The 19,523-nt window shown below is 57.0% G+C and carries 18 protein-coding genes; 9 read left to right on the top strand and 9 right to left on the bottom strand.

Annotated elements, in window-relative coordinates; all coding sequences use genetic code 11:
* Positions 1-2: 2 nt before the first annotated feature.
* From AB2B48_RS10185 to AB2B48_RS10150, 8 genes are all read right to left on the bottom strand, one after another.
* A complete protein-coding gene (locus AB2B48_RS10185) occupies positions 3-1,235 on the bottom strand; it encodes an NAD(P)-dependent oxidoreductase (RefSeq protein WP_368301679.1) in 1,233 nt (410 codons plus the stop codon).
* 212 nt (positions 1,236-1,447) lie between these two features.
* Positions 1,448-1,894 (bottom strand): helix-turn-helix transcriptional regulator, encoded by a 447-nt coding sequence (locus tag AB2B48_RS10180; protein ID WP_368301678.1) that lies wholly within the window; start codon positions 1,892-1,894, stop codon positions 1,448-1,450.
* Positions 1,891-3,240 (bottom strand): type II toxin-antitoxin system HipA family toxin, encoded by a 1,350-nt coding sequence (locus AB2B48_RS10175; RefSeq protein WP_368301677.1) that lies wholly within the window; start codon positions 3,238-3,240, stop codon positions 1,891-1,893. Before AB2B48_RS10175 ends, AB2B48_RS10180 begins: the two co-directional genes overlap by 4 nt.
* A 109-nt stretch (positions 3,241-3,349) precedes the next feature.
* Complete coding sequence (gene sanA, locus AB2B48_RS10170; RefSeq protein ID WP_368301676.1) at positions 3,350-4,084, bottom strand: outer membrane permeability protein SanA; 735 nt, start codon at positions 4,082-4,084, stop codon at positions 3,350-3,352.
* Between the two features lie 188 nt (positions 4,085-4,272).
* Positions 4,273-5,157 (bottom strand): cytidine deaminase, encoded by an 885-nt coding sequence (gene cdd, locus AB2B48_RS10165; protein ID WP_368301675.1) that lies wholly within the window; start codon positions 5,155-5,157, stop codon positions 4,273-4,275.
* 129 nt (positions 5,158-5,286) lie between these two features.
* Positions 5,287-5,982, bottom strand: a complete 696-nt coding sequence (locus AB2B48_RS10160; RefSeq protein WP_368301674.1) for a CidB/LrgB family autolysis modulator — start codon at positions 5,980-5,982, stop codon at positions 5,287-5,289.
* Positions 5,982-6,380 carry a CidA/LrgA family protein gene (locus AB2B48_RS10155; RefSeq protein WP_185666919.1) on the bottom strand — a complete coding sequence of 133 codons (399 nt, stop codon included), beginning with the start codon at positions 6,378-6,380 and terminating at the stop codon, positions 5,982-5,984. Before AB2B48_RS10155 ends, AB2B48_RS10160 begins: the two co-directional genes overlap by 1 nt.
* Positions 6,381-6,503: 123 nt before the next feature.
* A complete protein-coding gene (locus AB2B48_RS10150) occupies positions 6,504-7,427 on the bottom strand; it encodes a LysR substrate-binding domain-containing protein (RefSeq protein WP_220440440.1) in 924 nt (307 codons plus the stop codon).
* 169 nt (positions 7,428-7,596) lie between these two features.
* Between AB2B48_RS10150 and AB2B48_RS10145 the strand changes: the two genes are divergently transcribed.
* From AB2B48_RS10145 to AB2B48_RS10125, 5 genes are read left to right on the top strand one after another with little or no spacing between them, the layout of a single operon-like run.
* Positions 7,597-8,955 carry an MFS transporter gene (locus AB2B48_RS10145; protein WP_333009696.1) on the top strand — a complete coding sequence of 453 codons (1,359 nt, stop codon included), beginning with the start codon at positions 7,597-7,599 and terminating at the stop codon, positions 8,953-8,955.
* A gap of 11 nt (positions 8,956-8,966) precedes the next feature.
* Positions 8,967-9,995, top strand: coding sequence for a gentisate 1,2-dioxygenase (gtdA, locus tag AB2B48_RS10140; protein ID WP_368301673.1), 1,029 nt, complete (start codon positions 8,967-8,969; stop codon positions 9,993-9,995).
* Between the two features lie 14 nt (positions 9,996-10,009).
* Positions 10,010-10,711 carry a fumarylacetoacetate hydrolase family protein gene (locus AB2B48_RS10135; RefSeq protein WP_185666923.1) on the top strand — a complete coding sequence of 234 codons (702 nt, stop codon included), beginning with the start codon at positions 10,010-10,012 and terminating at the stop codon, positions 10,709-10,711.
* A gap of 8 nt (positions 10,712-10,719) precedes the next feature.
* Positions 10,720-11,364 (top strand): maleylacetoacetate isomerase, encoded by a 645-nt coding sequence (gene maiA / locus AB2B48_RS10130; RefSeq protein WP_185666924.1) that lies wholly within the window; start codon positions 10,720-10,722, stop codon positions 11,362-11,364.
* A gap of 19 nt (positions 11,365-11,383) precedes the next feature.
* On the top strand, positions 11,384-12,577 hold the full coding sequence (locus AB2B48_RS10125; protein ID WP_035893422.1) for a 3-hydroxybenzoate 6-monooxygenase: 1,194 nt from the start codon (positions 11,384-11,386) through the stop codon (positions 12,575-12,577).
* A 170-nt stretch (positions 12,578-12,747) separates the two neighbouring features.
* Here the strand turns inward: AB2B48_RS10125 and AB2B48_RS10120 are convergent, their stop codons facing one another.
* The gene (locus AB2B48_RS10120) at positions 12,748-14,130 is read right to left on the bottom strand and encodes a M24 family metallopeptidase (RefSeq protein WP_368301949.1); all 1,383 of its coding nucleotides are present in this window, start codon (positions 14,128-14,130) and stop codon (positions 12,748-12,750) included.
* A gap of 86 nt (positions 14,131-14,216) precedes the next feature.
* Between AB2B48_RS10120 and dusC the strand changes: the two genes are divergently transcribed.
* From dusC to AB2B48_RS10100, 4 genes are all read left to right on the top strand, one after another.
* Positions 14,217-15,155 carry a tRNA dihydrouridine(16) synthase DusC gene (gene dusC / locus AB2B48_RS10115; RefSeq protein ID WP_368301672.1) on the top strand — a complete coding sequence of 313 codons (939 nt, stop codon included), beginning with the start codon at positions 14,217-14,219 and terminating at the stop codon, positions 15,153-15,155.
* 155 nt (positions 15,156-15,310) lie between these two features.
* A complete protein-coding gene (gene bglG / locus AB2B48_RS10110) occupies positions 15,311-16,144 on the top strand; it encodes a transcriptional antiterminator BglG (RefSeq protein WP_185666926.1) in 834 nt (277 codons plus the stop codon).
* Between the two features lie 29 nt (positions 16,145-16,173).
* Positions 16,174-18,111 (top strand): PTS beta-glucoside transporter subunit IIABC, encoded by a 1,938-nt coding sequence (gene bglF / locus AB2B48_RS10105; RefSeq protein WP_368301948.1) that lies wholly within the window; start codon positions 16,174-16,176, stop codon positions 18,109-18,111.
* 15 nt (positions 18,112-18,126) lie between these two features.
* Entirely contained in the window at positions 18,127-19,521 is a 1,395-nt protein-coding gene (locus AB2B48_RS10100; protein ID WP_368301671.1) for a glycoside hydrolase family 1 protein, read from the top strand.
* Positions 19,522-19,523: the final 2 nt, after the last annotated feature.

Raw genomic sequence — 19,523 nt, 5'->3', positions numbered from 1 at the left:
GTTCATGCCTCCTCTAAATAGTGATGAATGGCCTGAGCGGCTTCTTTCCCGGTCTTCACGGCGTAGACCACGGTTTTATCTCCTTTGACGATATCGCCTGCGGCGAACAGCGCAGGATCGCTGGTCTGGTAGTCGTGCGTTTCCACGACGTTGCGCTGTACCTGAATGCCCGCAAAGGCGTCCAGCTCGGCGCGTTGGCCCACCGCCAGGTAAATACGCTCCGCCGTCAGCGTCAGCTCGCCGGGCAGGCGAACGTGCTGGAATGTGACTTTGTTGCCCGTCACGCTGACAGGCGTAAAGCCATCGATAATCGACACGCCCAGCGCCTGGGTGGTGGTGAACTCTTTATCGCTTGCCGGGAAGTCGGCCAACTCTTCGCGCGCGACGCAGGTGACGGACGAGCAGCCGAGAATTTTCAGCGTGCTGGCCACGTCCATTGCCACGTCGCCGCCGCCGACAATCAGGGCGCTTTGCGGTACGGTGATGTTGCCGCCTGAGGTACGGGCGCGCTGGAGAAAATCGACGGCAATCTCGACCGGGCTTGCGTCGTTAAACAGTGGCAGCGTCGAGCCTTTGGACATCCCAACGGTCAGCAGCACGGCGCGGTAGTCGGCTTTTAGCTCGGAGAGGGGCAGGTTTTTGCCAACTTCACAGCCGCAGCGAATCGTCACGCCCATTTCGCTGATGCGCGCAATCTCTGCATCCAGCACCTTTTGCGGCAGGCGGAATTCAGGAATACCGTGACGTAGCCAGCCGCCCGGCTGAGCCGCTTTTTCGAAAAGGGTCACGTCATAGCCCAGATTGGTGAGGGTGACGCTGGCCTGTAATCCGGCAGGGCCCGCGCCAACAATCGCCACTTTGCCCTTATCCTTGCGGCCCGGCTGGTAAATCTGCATCGCCGTTTGCTGCTCAAAGTCGGTAATAAAACGCTGCAGGCGGCCGATATCAATCGGCGTATCGATTCCCGAGCGGGAACAGCCCTGTTGGCACAGTTTTTCCGTTGGGCAGACGCGTGCGCACACCGCCCCTAATGCATTATTTTCTCGAATGGTTTCGGCCGCGCCTTTAACGTTGCGGAAATAGAGTGAGCGAATGAACTTGCCTGGGTCGGTCTCCGCCGGGCAGGACTGGCTGCACGGCGCATCGTGGCACAGCAGGCAGCGGGAGGCTTCTTTGATCGCCAACAGCGGCGTAAAGGCGGGAATCAGCTCATCCTGGTATTCGTGTTGCGACATAATTGCTCCCTTAATGATTAGTTTAATTAAGGCAAATAAAGTGAAACAACTACTGGCAGGCTAAGCGGATGAGGGGGAGGGTTCTGTGAAAGTATTCACAAATAACCTGATAATTGGTATGGTTTATTGAGGATCGCAAGAATACATAAGATGCAAATAGGAACAATTACCGCAATGAGAATCCATTAGAGCGATTTATCTGAAGCAGAGGTTTACTCCGATGAAAGTAGCGTCGTCAGCAGGCTTTTTGCGATCGGTATCAGACCTATCTGTAGACCGAGGGGTTTATAGATTCGATTGATTACTTCGACGGAGTAATTTCCTTTGTCGTTTTCAATATCTGACAGCGTTTTACGTGATACGGAAACCAGTTCGGCGTAGGCGTCCTGTTTTAATCCCATGATGTGGATTCGAAACTGCTTTAGTGCGACGCCCTGTGAAATCTCACCCAGCAGTAGCTGTCTGATGAGGTTATTCATCACCGTTTTACGTTCCTGAGTGGTGATTTTATCCGTCGTTGAGGAGACGCGCTTTTTTTCCACCAGCGGTGTCTGTCTAGTGGCGTTATAAATCCCTGTCGCCTGATTTAAGTCGTTATTAGACTGACGTAAGCGTTCGACGGTGGCTTTAATCTCATCTTTTTTATTTTGCGCACTCATAGCAGCCCCCACCGTGTCAGTTTGTCTGTCATAAATTTAAAGCCAATCGACGGCATCAATAAAATGGCCTCCGGTACGCCGCGTGCCTGGAGCCTTTCCGGTAAGTCGACGAGCGAAGCTGCTGTTTCACGCAGTGCGCTCAGTAACTCTGGGGCAGGCACGAGATCGCTTAGCGTATCTGCAATCGCTGGAAAGTTGTACTGACCCCCTATTTCGAGCGGAGATGCCCATTTAGTCGAGCGGGGGATCCCTTCCGGGTCAGCTTTCATTGGTGCAAAGTCATAAATAGGTGCCAGTCGAATATGATTTTCATCCCGCATAAATGCGGTGTTCCGTCCGTGGTTATCGCTATTGCCAAACACGATATTAAGTAAATCGCGTCGTACCCATTCAATCACAAACTGCTCTTTATGGAAGCGTTCGCCGCTTGCCTGAACGGTATTGCTATTCTCTATTTTCTGTAGCAATTGGCGGATGGTGGTTTCGTGATCGAGCAAGGTTCCCGGTGGTTTTTGCAGCATGGAATAAACAGATTCCATAGCATAGCGCTTCATTTTTCCCGTCTCGGCTTTCTGGATATCAAACCGAGGCAGCCATAATGAAGGGTAGTGCGTTCCTTCTTCCAGACGCATACCTTTGGTGGGGATGGTATTAAAGCCCATCGCCGTTAGCTCATGATAGAAATGATATTCAGCACGTAAAATATGGCAGTCGATTTCCGTTCTTCCACCTCTGGGATATTTCACCAGATAATAGCTGTCGGTATTGTCGAGGCTGTTTTGCCAGCTATCAATCCAGATCTGCTCATCCGCGCTACAGCGTAAGAGTAGCTTAGGCGCTTCGCCGCCTGCGCCCGTAGCACCTCCGGCGGCGGCCCCCCGTAGCTGAGCGTAATCTAAAAAATCAGCCGCGCGATTGATGACGTCCTGGACGGTAAAATAGATGCTTTCCGCCTCTGGCTGATAATCAGGCAGCGACTCTTTTATTCGCAGATTACCGACCGGAGAGATGGTGCCGTATTTGAGTAAAATAAAATCTTGCTGTTGGGGAGTCAGACCGTCCAGATCAAGCTGATTGACCCAATAGCGTCGGCTGGCGCCGCTGGGAATAATATCGTCAATAAATCGCAGCCAGCCAGGAGATCTATGGTCGTCAAAGTAGAGGGCAACCGGGTGGTTGATAGAGGCTGCGCAATGGTTATCTGCATCCAGGTGCTCGATGGCATAATCTGACAGGTAGTCTAATTCAGTCAGCCGCCAGTTGCCGTTATCGCTTTCGGGAAATGAGATTTCAGCGATATCAACCCATGCTTCGTTCAGCAGCGCCTGTAGCGTCAGTGATTCCATATGCCCCTCCCACTAATGCGTAAAATATGACACATAAAACGTGATAAAGGCAAGTTATGTACCTTATATCACGCGTTATTAACGTTTTACGTTTTTAGTGACACATATATCACTCATCAGCTTTAGCGGCGGATTTCTTCCTCTGCAACTCCAGCAGTTGCTCTGGCGTCACCGCCGGGTATCCCTGAGCGCCTTCCGGCACTTCCTGCTGGGCAGGAATAGGGATCAGCGGGCCTAAGAAACGCGGCTCGCGCTTGAAGAGGTAGAGATCGGCCAGCGCGCCGAAGCGGGCGCCGAACTCACGCAGGCGAACGCTCCACATATCTTTCGGTGACGGCACGGCGTAGCACTGCGCCTGAATGCCCATATGCAGGGCGATAAACAGCGCGCGCTCGCAGTGGAAGCGCTGGGTGATGATGATGAAATCGTTGGTGTCGAAGACTTTGCGGGTACGCACGATGGAGTCGAGCGTACGGAAACCGGCGTAGTCGAGCACAATATCCGCAGGATCGACTCCCGCTTTAATCAGATCGCGACGCATGGTCATCGGTTCGTTATAGCTCTGCAGCGCGTTATCGCCGCTCAACAGCAGGTAGTTGACCTTACCGCTGTTGTAGGCGTTCAGCGCACCTTGAATGCGGTAACGATAATACTGGTTGATAACCCCGGTGCGGTAGTACTTGGCAGTGCCGAGCACCACGCCAACCTGGCGGTAGGGGAGATCCTGCAGTTCATCGTAGATATAAGGGGCGGTTTTCCAGCTCATCCAACGGTCAAGACCCAGCACGGTCAACAGCAGCAGGCCGCATAGGACTAACAGGCTGTATAACACACGCTTTAACATGAACTTGACTCAATAGTGGACGAGGGAGACATCAGGCTACTTTACCCGCCGGGCAAGAGCAAGAAACCATCGTTTAATTGCGGGGAAATTAACCGGTGTGTTGTCGCCCGGCTAAGCGAAGCGCCGCCGGGACGGGGTACCGAGTCACCCCGGAGTCGGCGTGTTCACACCTCGTCCGGGCGACATCGTTAACCTAACAGCACGCGATCGATATTGTGGCAGCCCAGCGCTTTCAGCGTGGCGGCGGTGGCATCCCATTGAATCAGCGGCGCATCGGTGCGTTCGGCCAGAATGGCGCGTTGAATATCCGGGTAGTCGTAACCGTTCAGGCTCAGCAGGTTCAGGGCACCCTGCAGCGGTGGCAGCGTTGGGTTAAACGCCGCGTTTTCCGCATAGCTGCCGCTGAAAATGGTACCGTCACGCAGCTCCAGCGCCACGCCGGAGGGCGCTTTACTGTATGGGGTATGGCTGTGGTTAGCGGCCTGAATGGCAGCTTGCGCCAGCGCATCGCCCTCGAGCGGATAACCATGATCCTGCTCGTCCATCAGCAGGGTTTTGATATCGAGGTCTTTTGGCCCGAACGCGTCCGGCAGGTAGTCTTGCAGCGTATGCGGCTGACGGCCCGGCAGGTTGATACGCAGCGCCAGCCCGCTGTTCAGTTCATTCATAAACTGACGGCAGTGGCCGCACGGCGTGTAGTTAACGGTAATGGCCTGCAGAGATTTTTCGCCGCGCAGCCAGGCATGGCTGATGGCGCTCTGTTCTGCGTGCACGGTCTGCTGCATGGTGGCACCGAGGAATTCCATGTTGCCGCCAAAGTACCAGGTACCGCTCACGCCGCGGGCGATAGCGCCTACGTTAAAGTGAGACAGGTCGGCACGGGCGCAGGCTGCTGCCAGCGGCAGGAGCGCGAAAGCGAGCGCGTCTTCGTCCAGCCCCGTCGCCGTTTTAAGCGAAGAGACCTGCTCGGCGCTCAGCAGAGCAGGGAAGTGCGGATCGGCTAGCAGGGGAGCGATAGCGGTCTGCAGATCTGCCGCCAGTTGCGAAAAAGCAGATTGAAAACGTGGATGCATGGCGTTGTGCCTCATAACAATGTAATGGGATCGTAGTGTACGGGGCGCAAGCGCCCCGATTAGTGATCAATATCTCATTGTTAATGCAACGTGTGTAACATCAATTAAAAATGTGTGATTTGTCTCGTTTTATCCCACTACCGACAGAATAATCGGGAACAGGAATGGCGCAATCAGCGAGGTAATGATGCCGCAGATAACCAACGCCAGCGAACTAAACGCCCCTTCCTGATAGTCCATCTCGGCGCAGCGAGCGGTGCCGAGGGCGTGCGAGGCGGTGCCCATTGACAGCCCGCGTGAGGCTTTGGTGGTAATCCGCATCAGGTTCAGCAGGGTATGACCAAATACTGCCCCGAGAATACCGACGTAAATCACGCACACGGCGCTAATGGCCGGAATACCGCCGATGCTGCCGCTGACCGCCATCGCGATCGGCGTGGTCACCGATTTCGGCAGAATAGAAGCGGCGATTTGCGGTGAAGCCCCCATCATCAGCGCCACTGACGTCCCGGTGATCATCGCCACCGCGCTGCCGACGAAGCAGATAGTAATGATGGATTTCCAGCGGGCGCGGATCTGGTGCAGCTGTTCATACAGCGGATAGGCCAGGGCGACCACCGCAGGCTGCAGCAGATCGTTCAGCACTTCACTACCCTTAAAGTAGTGATCGTACGGAATATCGGTCAGCAGCAGGAACGGAATTATCACTATCATCGACACCAGCAGCGGGTTAAGCAGCGGCATCTTAAAGCGCGCGGCAAGCTTACGGGCGGCGAAAAAGACGACTAAGGTCAGCGGCAAAGACCACCAGATATAGTGCAGCATTATTTATCCGCTCCCTCACGACCAACGACTTTACGCTCACCGTGAATCAGGTGAGAGCTCCAGCTCACCACCACCAGCACCACCAACGTACTGATGGTACAGGAGACGACCACCGGGCCGAACTGCGCGCTCAGCAGCGAGAAGTACTGCATCACGCCCACGCCAATCGGCACGAACAGCAGCGCCATATAGCGGATAAGGATGTAGCAGCCGGGGTTGACCCACTTCGCGGGCAGGATTTGCAGCGCCAGCAGCACAAACATAATAAGCATGCCGATAATGCTGCCGGGAATGGTAATCGGCAGCAGCGACGAAATAAAAATACCGGCATACAGACAGGCGTAAATCAGCACGAATGCACGCAGGTATTGCCAGATTAAATTCAGCGATTTGAGCATGGGATTCACCTTTGGTGGAATGCATTCATCATACAATTAAACCCTGAAATGTGCTACCGATCACATCATGAAATCTGAGCATACCTGATATAGATAACGCGAACATCAGGCATCTGCCCGGCGTTATTCCGCCATTTGTACCGGATGCGACAAATAGTGGAGAAACCGGCTTAGCGCAAGCGAAGGCGTGCTCGATTTGCGCCAGAATACGCCAACGCTGCCTTTCTGCTCAACACGTGGCAGCGCCAGAATGGCGAGCTGGCCCTGGCTCTGGTATCGCTCCGCCAGACGCAGTGACAGAATTGAGATCATATCGCTGCTTTGCAGCAGGTTGACGCTGACGTTCATCGAGGCTGACTCAATGGTATTTTCAGGCAGCATGACGCCGTTTTCCACCAGGGCGTTGTCGATGCTTTGGCGAATCGGCGTGCCGTTAGGCCAGACTATCCAACGCCATGACGCCAGGTCCTCCCACGACAGTCGGCTGCGGTGGGCGAGGGGATGGTCGGTTCGCGCCACGAAACAGACCGGTTCGGTATAGAGCACCTCATAATTCAGCGGCAGTTCCAGCGCCCGGCCGCCAATACGCCCAACCACCACGTCCACGACGCCGGACTGCAAATCATGCAGCAGCGGCGTCATCACCTTCTCTTCAATATTCAGATGCAGCGTTGGCATTTCGGCCAGCAGCGGGAAAATGGCCTGGGAGACGCAGTCGGTCGCCACCGGCGAGCAGCCGATTTTCAGGCTCCCCACAAGGCCGCCCTGTTTAAAACGCTCCATCTCAAACTGCGAGCGTTCGATGTCGTTAATCAGCCGCTGTGCGTGCTGAAGCAGCAGCTTACCGCCCTCGGACACGCGCAGCCCTTTGCTGTGACGTTCAAAAAGCGTGATGCCCAGCTCTTCTTCAAATTGGGTTAACCATTTTGAGAGCGCGGGCTGGGTGATGTGCATCATTTTAGCGACCTGAGTCAGGTTTCCCTGCTCGCCAAGTGCCACCAGCATCTTCAGATGGTGGAGCTTCAGCTTCTGCGTCCAATCGGCCATGAGATATAACCTCCAGGTTATGGATAGGCATGAAATGCCATTGTACAACTCATTTCACATGTCACAAGATAGCAACATAAAAGCAAAAAAATAAACATCTTACTCTGAGCCGTTCTGGCGAAAGCGTGAACGGCGACGTGGATAACCTGCATATACCGAGGCCCTCCCTATGACGCAACGACGTGAACTACAGGCACTCATCGATGTCGCTCCGATCGGCAAGATGCAGTGGCGCGTCATCATCTGCTGTTTCCTGGTAGTGATGATGGACGGTTTTGATACCGCCGCGATTGGCTTTATCGCCCCAGCCATTCGCGACCACTGGCAGCTAACCGCAGGCGATCTGGCACCGCTGTTTGGCGCAGGTCTGCTGGGGTTAACCGCAGGCGCCTTGCTGTGCGGCCCGCTCTCTGACCGGCTCGGGCGCAAACGCGTTATCGAATGGTGCGTGGCGCTGTTTGGCCTCTTCAGCCTGCTGTCGGCGTTCTCACCGAATCTGGAAGCCTTAATCATCCTGCGCTTTTTAACCGGCCTCGGCCTTGGCGGCGCGATGCCCAATACCATCACCATGACCTCTGAATACCTGCCGGCCCGCCGTCGCGGCGCGCTGGTCACCTTGATGTTCTGCGGCTTTACCCTCGGCTCGGCGCTGGGCGGTATCGTTAGCGCGCAGCTGGTGGCGGTGATTGGCTGGCACGGCATTCTGGTGCTGGGCGGCGTCTTGCCTATCGTGCTGTTCTTCGCGCTGCTGGCCGTGCTGCCGGAATCCCCGCGCTGGCTGGTGCGTCGTCAGCGTCCGCAGGCGGAAATTCGCCGCACCGTGAGCGCCATGACCGGCGAGCGTTATGACGACGCCGAGTTCTGGCTTGATGAACCGGCGGCAACCCAGAAGGGCAGCATCAGCCAGCTGTTCGCCGGGCGTCAGCTTACCATCACGCTGATGCTGTGGGTGGTGTTCTTTATGAGCCTGCTGATCATCTATTTACTCTCCAGCTGGATGCCAACCCTGCTGAACCATCGCGGTATCGATCTCCAGCACGCCTCGTGGGTAACGGCGGCGTTCCAGGTAGGCGGTACGCTGGGGGCGCTGATGCTCGGCGTGTTAATGGATAAATTCAACCCGTTCTGGGTGCTGGCGGTGAGCTATGCGCTGGGGGCGGTGTGCATTGTGATGATTGGCCTGAGCGAAAACGGCCTGTGGATGATGGCGCTGGCGATTTTCGGTACCGGTATCGGCATCAGCGGGTCGCAGGTTGGGCTGAATGCACTGACCGCCACGCTTTATCCGACCCAGAGCCGCGCCACTGGCGTGAGCTGGTCAAACGCTATCGGCCGCTGCGGCGCGATTGTCGGTTCCGTTTCCGGCGGCGTGATGATGGCGATGAACTTCTCATTCGACACCCTGTTCTTTGTGATTGCCGTACCGGCCGCCATTAGCGCCGTGGTGCTGACGCTCCTGACGCTGGTCGTACGCCAATCTTCCCGAGTACCCGAATCGTCGCCTGTGATGGGCGCGGTGAAAAGTTAAGGAGAATAATAATGACCTCGGACGTAAAACACGATCGCCAGCAGTTCTACCAGCATATTTCCGGGCAAAACCTGACGCCGCTGTGGGAATCGTTGCATCACCTGGTGCCAAAAACGCCGAACGCCAACTGTGCCCCGGCCTACTGGAACTACCAGGAAATTCGCCCGCTGCTGCTGGAAAGCGGCACGCTGATTGGCGCAAAAGAGGCGGTTCGCCGCGTGCTGGTGCTGGAAAATCCGGGCCTGCGCGGTCACTCATCGATTACCTCGTCGCTGTACGCGGGCCTGCAGCTGATCATGCCGGGTGAGGTGGCGCCAAGCCATCGCCATAACCAGTCGGCGCTGCGCTTTGTGGTAGAAGGCCACGGCGCGTTTACCGCCGTTGACGGCGAACGCACCCAGATGAGCCCCGGAGACTTTATCCTCACCCCGCAGTGGCGCTGGCACGACCACGGTAACCCGGGCGACGAACCGGTTATCTGGCTCGACGGCCTCGACCTGCCGCTGGTGAACTACCTCGGCTGCGGCTTCGCGGAAGATTACCCGGAAGAACAGCAGCCGGTCACCCGTAAAGAAGGCGACTACCTGCCGCGCTACGCCGCCAACATGCTGCCGCTGCGCCATCAGGTGGGTAACTCATCGCCGATTTTCAACTACCGTTACGACCGCAGCCGTGAAGCGCTGCATGAGCTGATGCGCATGGGCGATGCCGATGAGTGGGATGGTTACAAGATGCGCTACGTCAACCCGGTGACCGGGGGCTACCCGATGCCGTCGATGGGCGCTTTCCTGCAGCTATTGCCGAAAGGCTTCCAGACGCGTCAGGCGCGCACCACCGACAGCACCATCTACCACGTGGTGGAAGGCAGCGGTGAGGTGACCATCGGCGAGCAGGCCTTCAGCTTTAAAGCGAAAGATATTTTTGTCGTGCCAACCTGGCACAGCGTGTCCTTTAACACGCCAGAAGAGACCGTGCTATTCAGTTTCTCGGATAGGCCTGTCCAGGAAGCCCTGGGACTGTTCCGCGAAGCGCGCTATTAATCAGGAGAAGAAAGATGAGCAAATACGTATTTGAACCCCAGGCGCCGGTTGCCGTACCGGTTGTTGGCAGCGATGAGAAATTCCCGGTGCGCCGCGTGTACTGCGTGGGCCGTAACTATGCCGCACACGCCCGTGAGATGGGCTTTGACCCGGATCGCGAGCCGCCATTCTTCTTCTGCAAACCGGCGGATGCCGTGGTTCCCGTTGCTGCTGGCGAAACCCTGAACCTCGCCTACCCGGCGCAGACCGACAACTATCACTATGAAATCGAGCTGGTGGTCGCCATTGGTAAAAAAGGCAGCGATATCCCGCTGGAGAAAGCTGAAGAGTATATCTGGGGTTACGCCACCGGGCTGGACATGACCCGCCGCGACCGTCAGATGGAGATGCGTCAGATGGGCCGTCCGTGGGAAATCGGCAAAGCCTTTGACCTGTCTGCACCCATTGCGCCGCTGCATAAAGTGGCCGACGCGCCGTCCCTCGATAACGCGCCAATCTGGCTGCAGGTTGACGGCAAAGACCGCCAGCGCAGCGATATTCAGCACCTGATCTGGGACGTGAAAGAGACCATCAGCTACCTGTCAGGCTTCTTCGAACTGCAGCCGGGCGACCTGATCTTCACCGGCACGCCGGAAGGCGTTGGTGCGGTCGTGAAGGGCGAAACCATCACCGGTAATGTGGAAGGATTAACGCCCATCGCGGTCAAAATTATTTGAGGTGAATGATGAAGCTGTACAGTTTTTTTAATAGTTCGGCCTCTTACCGCGTACGTATTGCGATGGCGCTGAAGGGCATTGACCACCAGACCGTCGGGGTCAACATCCGTATCGGCCAGCAGAATGCGCTGGAGTACCGACGCCTGAACCCGGTGGGATTAGTGCCTGCACTGGTCACCGACGAGGGTGAATCGCTGGGGCAGTCGCTGGCGATTATTGACTGGCTGGACAGACATTTCCCGCAGACGCCGCTGCTTCCGGCGAACGATCCCCAGCGCATGCGCGTGCTGGAGGTGGTGTACGCCATCTGTTGCGACATCCACCCCATCAACAACATGCGCGTATTGCGCTACCTCAGCGACGAGCTGAAGGTGAGTGAAGAAGAGAAAAAACGCTGGTATGCACACTGGATCCAGCAGGGGCTGAGCGCGGTAGAACAACTGCTGCGCCGTGGCCAATCAGGGGCGTTTTGCTTCGGCGATACGCCGACGCTGGCCGACTGCTGCCTGGTGCCGCAGTGGGCGAATGCGGAGCGGATGGGCTGCGATTTAAGCGGTTTCCCACGCTGTAAAGCCGTGTTTGATGCGTGTACGGCGCTGCCGGCGTTTATTGCGGCGGCCCCTGAAAACCAGCAGGACAAGATCCCGGCGTAGTGAGAACAGGAGAAGAATCATGGCTAAAGTAACGCGTGCAATCATTGTCGGCGGCGGTATTGGTGGCGCGGCCACCGCGCTGTCGCTGGCGCGTCAGGGCATCCAGGTGATGCTGCTGGAACAGGCGCACGAAATTGGCGAGATTGGTGCCGGGATTCAGCTCGGGCCGAACGCGTTTTCCGCGCTCGACAGCCTCGGCGTGGGCGAGGTCGCCCGTCAGCGTGCGGTCTTTACCGACCACATCACCATGATGGATGCGGTCAACGGCGAAGAGGTGATTCACATTGAGACGGGGCAGGCGTTCCGTGACCACTTCGGCGGCCCCTATGCGGTTATCCACCGCGTCGATATTCATGCCACCGTCTGGGAAGCGGCATTGCAGCACCCGGGTGTGAAATACCGTACCTCTACCCACGTAGTGGATATTCGCCAGACCGCCGACGATGTCACCGTGTTTGACGACAAAGGCAACAGCTGGACGGCGGATATTCTGATTGGCTGCGACGGCGTGAAATCGGTGGTGCGCCAGAGCCTGCTCGGCGACACGCCGCGCGTGACCGGCCACGTGGTCTATCGCGCCGTGGTGGAACGCGACGATATGCCGGAAGACCTGCGTATCAACGCGCCGGTGCTGTGGGCTGGCCCACACTGCCACCTGGTGCACTATCCGCTGCGCGGCGGTAAGCAGTACAACCTGGTGGTGACCTTCCACAGCCGCGAAACCGAGCAGTGGGGCGTACGTGATGGCAGTAAAGAAGAGGTCATGTCGTATTTTAAAGGCATTCACCCACGTCCGCGCCAGATGCTGGATAAGCCCACCTCCTGGCGTCGCTGGTCCACCGCTGACCGCGAGCCGGTAGAGAAGTGGGGCAACGACAGAATTACGCTGGTGGGCGACTCCGCTCACCCGGTCGCGCAGTATATGGCCCAGGGCGCCTGTATGGCGCTGGAAGATGCGGTGACGCTCGGTAAGGCGCTGACCCAGTGCGACGGCGATGCCGCCAGCGCGTTTGCGCTGTACGAGTCGGTGCGTATTCCGCGCACCGCGCGTATCGTCTGGTCTACCCGTGAAATGGGGCGTCTGTATCATGCGGCTGGGGTCGAGCGTCAGGTGCGTAACCTGCTGTGGAAAGGCAAAACCCAGGAAGAGTTCTATCGCGGCATCGAGTGGTTGTACGGCTGGAAAGAAGATAACTGTCTGCAACCGCGGTAATAGCGGTTGGCACCATGTGCTCCCTCTCCCTTTTTAAGGGAGAGGGTCGGGGTGAGGGTTCGGTGCGCCTATGCCCCTCACCCTAGCCCTCTCCCCAAAGGGGCGAGGGGACCGAATGGAGCAGGGTTTGTAGCCCGGCCAAGCAAAGCGCCGCCGGGAATATCACCACACTAACCCACCAGCGCCTTATCTTTGGCTAACATAAACGGCCGCAGATACCCCACGGCGTTAGACAGCGGCAACACGTCATCGCTCAACGCAATATTCAACGTCTCGCGAATATACGCCCGCCGTGCCTCGATGCGCGCCCACAGCGCCGGATACGCCTGCGCTATCTGCTGGCGTAACCTGGCATCGGCCAGGGCAATGCTCTCTTCCGCGCTGGTGCCGGTATATCCCGGTACCGACGGAATAATATCAATCTGCATCACCATGCCGCTTTTCAGCGTCTCGCTTGAGCCTGAATAGACCGGTGACGACATCCACTCTTCATCCGCGCTCAGGTGCCCCGGGTTAAGGTGCCAGCCGTACTGCGCTTTTGGCAGCACGCGTTCGACTAAATCATAAAGCTCACCGCCCGGCATCCCGACCTTAATATTCTCAAGCCACGTCGCCACCGCGCCAAAATAGGGCTTCACCACGCGGTCCAGATAATCACGCTGGTTCTCCGGCAACTCGCTCTCCTCAGCAATCACAAACCCGGTGCGGCTGGAGAGCCCGCCTTTAAACCCGGTAGTCATCGACAGCGGCTGGCCGCGCTCGACCTTTTTCCACGAAGGATAGAGGTTGGCTTTCTCAAAACGTTGCCCGGCTGCGGCGATGGTAACAACAGACGGTGCCTGCCCCTCGGCGGCGAGCAGCGCGCCCAGATCCACTTCACGAACGCCTGGTTCGACGGCGTCCAGCGCCGCCAGCATGCAGCGGGACGCGAGGTTGGCGCCATATTCGTAATGGGCAATTTCGTTGGCGTTATTCACCGTTCTCACCCCTTTATCACCGCGAATAAACAGATGCGCCGCGTTGACCAAATCGGCATGGGTGCTCTGTTTTATCGCCTCGACGATAAACCACGGCAGGTCGAACAGCTTTGCGTTATCGCTCCCAGCGGTGGTAAACATCTTCCAGCCGACCAGCCCCACTTTAGACATCGCGCTCAGCCCGGTTTCGCTGAACAGCTGCGCCAGCGGCTTTTCGTTATCCATCGGCTGATTAGGCAGCGAGAACAGCGGGCAGTGTTTTAACGTCACCGGAATGCGCGAATGCGCTGCCATCTTCAGGTTTTCATTGCCGAGAATGGCGGTGGCGTGCCCGGATTTATGCAGCACCAGCAGGCCCTCTTCAAAGCGCGGGATAAAGCCGGTCAGGTACTCAAAATTACCGCCGTGTTCTTTATCGGCGTAAATCACCAGCGCATCAAAGCGTTCTTCCTGCATCCGTTCGAGCAGTTTATTTTTACGCTCGAGCAGGGTGGCATCGGTCAGCGTGACCGGCGGTACGTCGCTGAATCCGCACGGTGGCTGGATGGCTTTAAGCGTAATATCCCTTGAATTCATCATTCACCTCCTGGTGTGTTGACTGGCAGTGGAAAGCGGCATACTAAGACGTTACCATAGCGCCTCTTTTTTTTCCGGATAACGATATGCGTGTTTTACTGGCACCGATGGAAGGCGTGCTCGACTCGCTCGTGCGCGAGCTGCTGACCGAAGTGAATGATTACGATCTGTGCATCACCGAATTTCTGCGCGTGGTGGACCAGCTATTGCCGGAAAAATCGTTCTACAAGCTATGTCCCGAACTGCATAACCAAAGCCGCACACCTTCCGGGACCCGCGTGCGAATCCAGCTATTAGGGCAATACCCCGAGTGGCTGGCGGAGAACGCCGCCCGTGCGGTGGCGCTAGGCTCCTGGGGCGTAGATCTCAACTGCGGCTGCCCGTCGAAAACGGTAAACGGCAGCGGCGGTGGGGCGACGTTGCTAAAAGATCCGGAGCTTATCTACCAGGGGGTGAAAGCGATGCGCGAAGCGGTGTCCGCGCATCTGCCGGTGACGGTAAAAGTGCGTCTGGGCTGGGACAGCGGGGCGCGACAGTTTGAAATTGCCGATGCGGTGCAGCAGGCGGGCGCTACCGAACTCGCCGTCCACGGACGCACCAAAGAGGATGGCTACAAGGCCGAGCGCATCAACTGGCAGGCGATCGCCGAGATTCGCCAGCGGCTCACCATTCCGGTTATCGCCAACGGTGAAATCTGGGACTACGACAGCGCGCAGGCGTGTATGGCCGTCACCGGCTGCGATGCGGTGATGATTGGCCGCGGCGCACTGAACGTGCCGAACCTCAGCCGGGTGATCAAATACAACGAGCCGCGCCTGCCGTGGCCGCAGGTGGTGGATTTACTGAAAAAATATGTTCTCCTGGAAAAACAGGGGGATACCGGGCTGTATCATGTGGCGCGTATTAAGCAGTGGCTTGGCTACCTGCGTAAAGAGTATGACGAGGCTAGTGAACTGTTTAGCGCCGTGCGCGCGCTGCAGGAGTCGAAGCTGATTGCGCGGGCGATTACCGACTGGCGCGCATAAAGTATCAGATCTCCATCACAATTTTCTCTTTGCTTCATTGAGCTTCACTACGTGAAAGTGAAATACTCCTGAACGATTGTTACTGCTTCGGCAGGCAAAACCTGATTCTCTGGCTCCTGTCAGAGGTCAGGTTTTTTTGTTTCTGGGGTTCATAAATGCAAATCGCCAAAGTACTTAATAATAATGTGGTGGTGGTTCTGGATGAACACCGGCGTGAGCAGGTAGTGATGGGGCGAGGGCTAGCCTTTCAGAAACGCGTCGGCGACTCACTGGATGAGACGAAAATCGAGAAAATTTTTGCCCTGCAAAGCGATGAGCTGGTAGGGCGTTTAGGTGAATTACTCAGTCAGATCCCGCTTGAGGTGATGACCACCTGCGACCGGATTATCGAACGGGCGCGCGAGCGGCTCGGCAGGCTGCAGGAGAGCGTTTACATCACCCTGACCGACCATTGCCACTTCGCCATTGAGCGGCAGAAAAAGGGCGTAGCGCTGCGTAACGTGCTGTTGTGGGAGATAAAGCGGCTCTACCCGAAAGAGTTTGCGCTGGGGCAGGAGGCGCGAGCGCTGATTGAAAAGCGGCTCGGCGTGGCGCTGGCGGAGGATGAAGCCGGATTTATCGCCCTGCATCTGGTCACGGCGCAGCTCAACAGCGAAATGCCGGAAGTGATGCACGTCACCCGTGTGATGCAGGAAATTTTGCAGTTGGTGAAGTACCAACTGCGTCTGGAGTACAACGAAGAGTCGTTAAGCTATCAGCGCTTCGTGACCCACCTGAAATTCTTTGCCCAGCGGATGCTGACGCGAACGGTGGTGGAAGACGATGACGCCGAACTGCATAGCGCGGTGAAGGACAACTACGCCAAAGCGTGGAAGTGTGCGGAAACCGTCGGTTTGCATCTGCAAAACAGCTATCAGCGGCCGTTGACGACGGAAGAGATTATGTTTCTCGCCATTCATATTGAACGGGTGAGAAAAGAGGGGCGTTAATCCCCAAACCACAATGGGATTGTTACTGCATAACGCAGGCAAAACCCGAGCGCGGTGCCATCTGGCGTCGTTCTCGGGTTTTTTTGTTTTTATACTCGGTCAAGGAATTTGGTATGAAATATCATGAACTTGCGCAGGATATTCTCCGCCACGTGGGCGGTAAAGAGAATATGGTGAGTCTGGTTCACTGCGCTACCCGGCTGCGTTTTAAGCTTAAAGACAGCAGCAAAGCTGACGCCGAGGCGCTAAAGGCGAACCCCGGCGTGATTATGGTGGTTGAGAGCGGCGGTCAGTTTCAGGTGGTGATCGGCAACCACGTCCACGATGTCTGGCTGGCGGTACGCGAGGCGGCAGGTATTACCGACGATAGCGAACCGGTCGCGGTCAAAGGCGAAAAAACTTCAGTGCTGGGGCAGATTATCGACGTGGTGTCCGGTATTTTTGCGCCGTTTATCGGCGTGATGGCGGCCACCGGTCTGTTGAAAGGGTTGCTGGCGCTGGCAGTAGTGTGCGGCTGGCTGAACACCGAACAGGCGACCTACAAAATCTGGTTTGCGGCCAGCGACGCGCTGTTCTTCTTTTTCCCGCTGTTCCTCGGCTACACCGCCGGGAAAAAGTTTGGCGGTAACCCGTTTATTACGATGGTGATCGGCGGCGCGCTGACCCACCCGCTGATGATTCAGGCCTTTGAGGCCGGACAAATGCCGGGTGCCACGGCGGAGTATTTCCTCGGCATCCCCGTCACTTTTATCAACTACAGCTCCTCGGTTATCCCGATTATCCTCGCCTCCTGGGTGTGCTGCTGGATTGAGCGGCGCAGCAACGCGCTGCTGCCGTCGGCGATGAAGAACTTTTTTACCCCGGCTATCTGCCTTGCCATTGTGGTGCCGCTGACGTTTCTGGTTATCGGGCCAATCGCCACCTGGCTTAGCGTGATGCTGGCGAACGGTTACCAGGCGGTTTACGTCGTTGCGCCGTGGCTGGCGGGGGCTGCGCTGGGCGGGTTGTGGCAGGTCTGCGTTATCTTCGGCCTGCACTGGGGGCTGGTACCGCTGATGATCAACAACCTGAACGTGCTGGGCCACGACTCGATGTTGCCGATTATTCTGCCGGCGGTGCTGGCGCAGGTGGGGGCGGTGCTGGGGATTTTCCTCGCCACTCGAGATGTGCGCCAGAAAGTGCTGGCAGGCTCTGCGTTTTCTGCCGGACTTTTTGGTATTACCGAACCGGCGATTTACGGTCTGACTTTGCCGCTGCGTCGTCCGTTTATCTTTGGCTGCGTCTCAGGTGCCCTCGGTGGCGCGATTACCGCCTTCAGCAACAGCGCGACCTACTCGTTTGGCCTGCCGAATATCTTCTTCCCGGCGCAGATGATCCCGGCAAGCGGTATTGATGCCAGCGTATGGGGCGGGCTTATTGGTACAGCGGTGGCCTTTATCCTTTCCGGCTTGCTGACCTATTTCTTCGGGATGCCGCGCAAGGTAGCTGAGCCCGCTGCGGTGGCAAAAGTGACGGAAAATGACGTGCTGGCACCGATGACCGGCAGCGTGCTGGCGCTGGAAAATGTTCCGGATACCACCTTCGCCAGCGGCCTGTTGGGTAAAGGCGTGGCAATTATCCCGGCGGAGGGCAAAGTGATTGCCCCCTTTAACGGCGAAGTCGCCTCGATTTTTCAAACCAAACACGCCATCGGTCTTGAGAGCGACAGCGGCATTGAACTGCTGATCCACGTTGGTATTGATACCGTCAAGCTGGACGGCGCGCCGTTCACCGCCCATGTGAAAGAGGGCGATAAGGTGCAGGCGGGCGATCTGCTGCTCACCTTCGATCGTCAGGCCATTCTGGACGCCGGTTACGACCTGGCGACCCCCATTATTATCAGCAATAGCGATGATTATCCGGAGCTGGAGATCGTTGCCGGCAGCGCAGTCAGCGCCGGTCAACCGCTGTTGTCCATTACGCATTAATCACAGGAGAGAGAGATGAAAGCATTCCCGCAGACGTTTTATTGGGGCGGCGCGACCGCAGCGAACCAGGTTGAAGGTGCCTTTCTTGAGGATGGCAAAGGGTTATCCACCTCCGACGTGCAACCGCACGGCGTTTTTGGCGACGTCGTTGAGCGTGTGCCAGGTGACACCGGCTTAAAAGATATCGCCATCGACTTCTATCACCGCTACCCGGATGATATCGCGCTGTTCGCCGAGATGGGTTTTAACTGCCTGCGCGTGTCGATTGCCTGGACGCGTATCTTCCCGAACGGTGATGACGCCGAGCCAAACGAGGCCGGTCTGGCCTTTTACGACAAGCTGTTTGACGAGATGGCTAAACATCACATTACGCCGCTGGTCACGCTCTCCCACTATGAAATGCCGTGGGCGCTGGTGAAAAACTACGGCGGCTGGGGCAACCGCAAGGTGATTGGCTTCTTCGAGCGTTATGCCCGTACGGTGTTTGAGCGCTACAAAGGCAAGGTCAAACTGTGGCTGACCTTTAACGAAATCAACATGTCGCTGCACGCGCCGATGACCGGCGTAGGCCTGCCGGGGGATAGCAGCAAAGCGGAAGTGTATCAGGCCATTCACCATCAGCTGGTGGCGAGCGCGCTGGCGGTGAAAGCCTGCCATGAGATTGTGCCGGAAGGGAAAATTGGCAACATGCTGCTGGGCGGCCTGATGTACCCGTTAAGCTGCAAGCCGGATGATGTGTTCAAAACCCTGCAGGAGAACCGCGGCTGGCAGTTCTTCGGCGACGTACAGGCGCGCGGAGCGTATCCGGGCTATATGCTGCGCTATTTCCGCGACAACGGTTTTGCGCTGGAGATTACCGACGCCGACCGTGAAGCGCTGAAATCGACCGTCGATTTTATCTCGTTTAGCTACTACATGACCGGGTGCGTGACCGCCGACGAAGCGCTGAACCAGAAAGCGCGCGGCAATATCCTCAATATGGTGCCGAATCCACATCTGGAAAGCTCGGAGTGGGGCTGGCAGATTGACCCGCTGGGGCTGCGCACGCTGCTGAACGTGCTGTGGGATCGCTACCAGAAGCCGCTGTTTATCGTTGAAAACGGCCTAGGTGCGAAGGACAAAGTGGAAGCTGACGGCAGCATCAACGATGACTACCGTATCAGCTACCTGAATGACCATCTGGTGCAGGCGCGGGAAGCGATTGAAGACGGCGTTGAGCTGATGGGCTTTACCAGCTGGGGGCCGATTGACCTGGTCAGCGCCTCGAAGGCGGAGCTCTCCAAGCGCTACGGATTTATCTACGTGGATCGCCACGACGACGGCACCGGTACGCTGGCGCGCAGCAAGAAGAAGAGCTTCGATTGGTATAAAGAGGTGATTGCGACCAACGGCGCGAGCTTGAAAGCGTAAGC

This window comes from Kluyvera sichuanensis (genome assembly GCF_040930405.1).
GTDB lineage: Bacteria > Pseudomonadota > Gammaproteobacteria > Enterobacterales > Enterobacteriaceae > Kluyvera > Kluyvera sichuanensis.
The sequence above is the reverse complement of the archived record's forward strand: the minus strand, read 5'-3'. Positions and strand labels throughout refer to the sequence as shown.

Coding starts and splice junctions, on each gene's coding strand:
- AB2B48_RS10185 (WP_368301679.1), bottom strand. CDS start 1,235: ATGTCGCAACACGAATACCAGGATGAGCTGATTCCCGCCTTTACGCCG.
- AB2B48_RS10180 (WP_368301678.1), bottom strand. CDS start 1,894: ATGAGTGCGCAAAATAAAAAAGATGAGATTAAAGCCACCGTCGAACGC.
- AB2B48_RS10175 (WP_368301677.1), bottom strand. CDS start 3,240: ATGGAATCACTGACGCTACAGGCGCTGCTGAACGAAGCATGGGTTGAT.
- sanA (WP_368301676.1), bottom strand. CDS start 4,084: ATGTTAAAGCGTGTGTTATACAGCCTGTTAGTCCTATGCGGCCTGCTG.
- cdd (WP_368301675.1), bottom strand. CDS start 5,157: ATGCATCCACGTTTTCAATCTGCTTTTTCGCAACTGGCGGCAGATCTG.
- AB2B48_RS10160 (WP_368301674.1), bottom strand. CDS start 5,982: ATGCTGCACTATATCTGGTGGTCTTTGCCGCTGACCTTAGTCGTCTTT.
- AB2B48_RS10155 (WP_185666919.1), bottom strand. CDS start 6,380: ATGCTCAAATCGCTGAATTTAATCTGGCAATACCTGCGTGCATTCGTG.
- AB2B48_RS10150 (WP_220440440.1), bottom strand. CDS start 7,427: ATGGCCGATTGGACGCAGAAGCTGAAGCTCCACCATCTGAAGATGCTG.
- AB2B48_RS10145 (WP_333009696.1), top strand. CDS start 7,597: ATGACGCAACGACGTGAACTACAGGCACTCATCGATGTCGCTCCGATC.
- gtdA (WP_368301673.1), top strand. CDS start 8,967: ATGACCTCGGACGTAAAACACGATCGCCAGCAGTTCTACCAGCATATT.
- AB2B48_RS10135 (WP_185666923.1), top strand. CDS start 10,010: ATGAGCAAATACGTATTTGAACCCCAGGCGCCGGTTGCCGTACCGGTT.
- maiA (WP_185666924.1), top strand. CDS start 10,720: ATGAAGCTGTACAGTTTTTTTAATAGTTCGGCCTCTTACCGCGTACGT.
- AB2B48_RS10125 (WP_035893422.1), top strand. CDS start 11,384: ATGGCTAAAGTAACGCGTGCAATCATTGTCGGCGGCGGTATTGGTGGC.
- AB2B48_RS10120 (WP_368301949.1), bottom strand. CDS start 14,130: ATGAATTCAAGGGATATTACGCTTAAAGCCATCCAGCCACCGTGCGGA.
- dusC (WP_368301672.1), top strand. CDS start 14,217: ATGCGTGTTTTACTGGCACCGATGGAAGGCGTGCTCGACTCGCTCGTG.
- bglG (WP_185666926.1), top strand. CDS start 15,311: ATGCAAATCGCCAAAGTACTTAATAATAATGTGGTGGTGGTTCTGGAT.
- AB2B48_RS10100 (WP_368301671.1), top strand. CDS start 18,127: ATGAAAGCATTCCCGCAGACGTTTTATTGGGGCGGCGCGACCGCAGCG.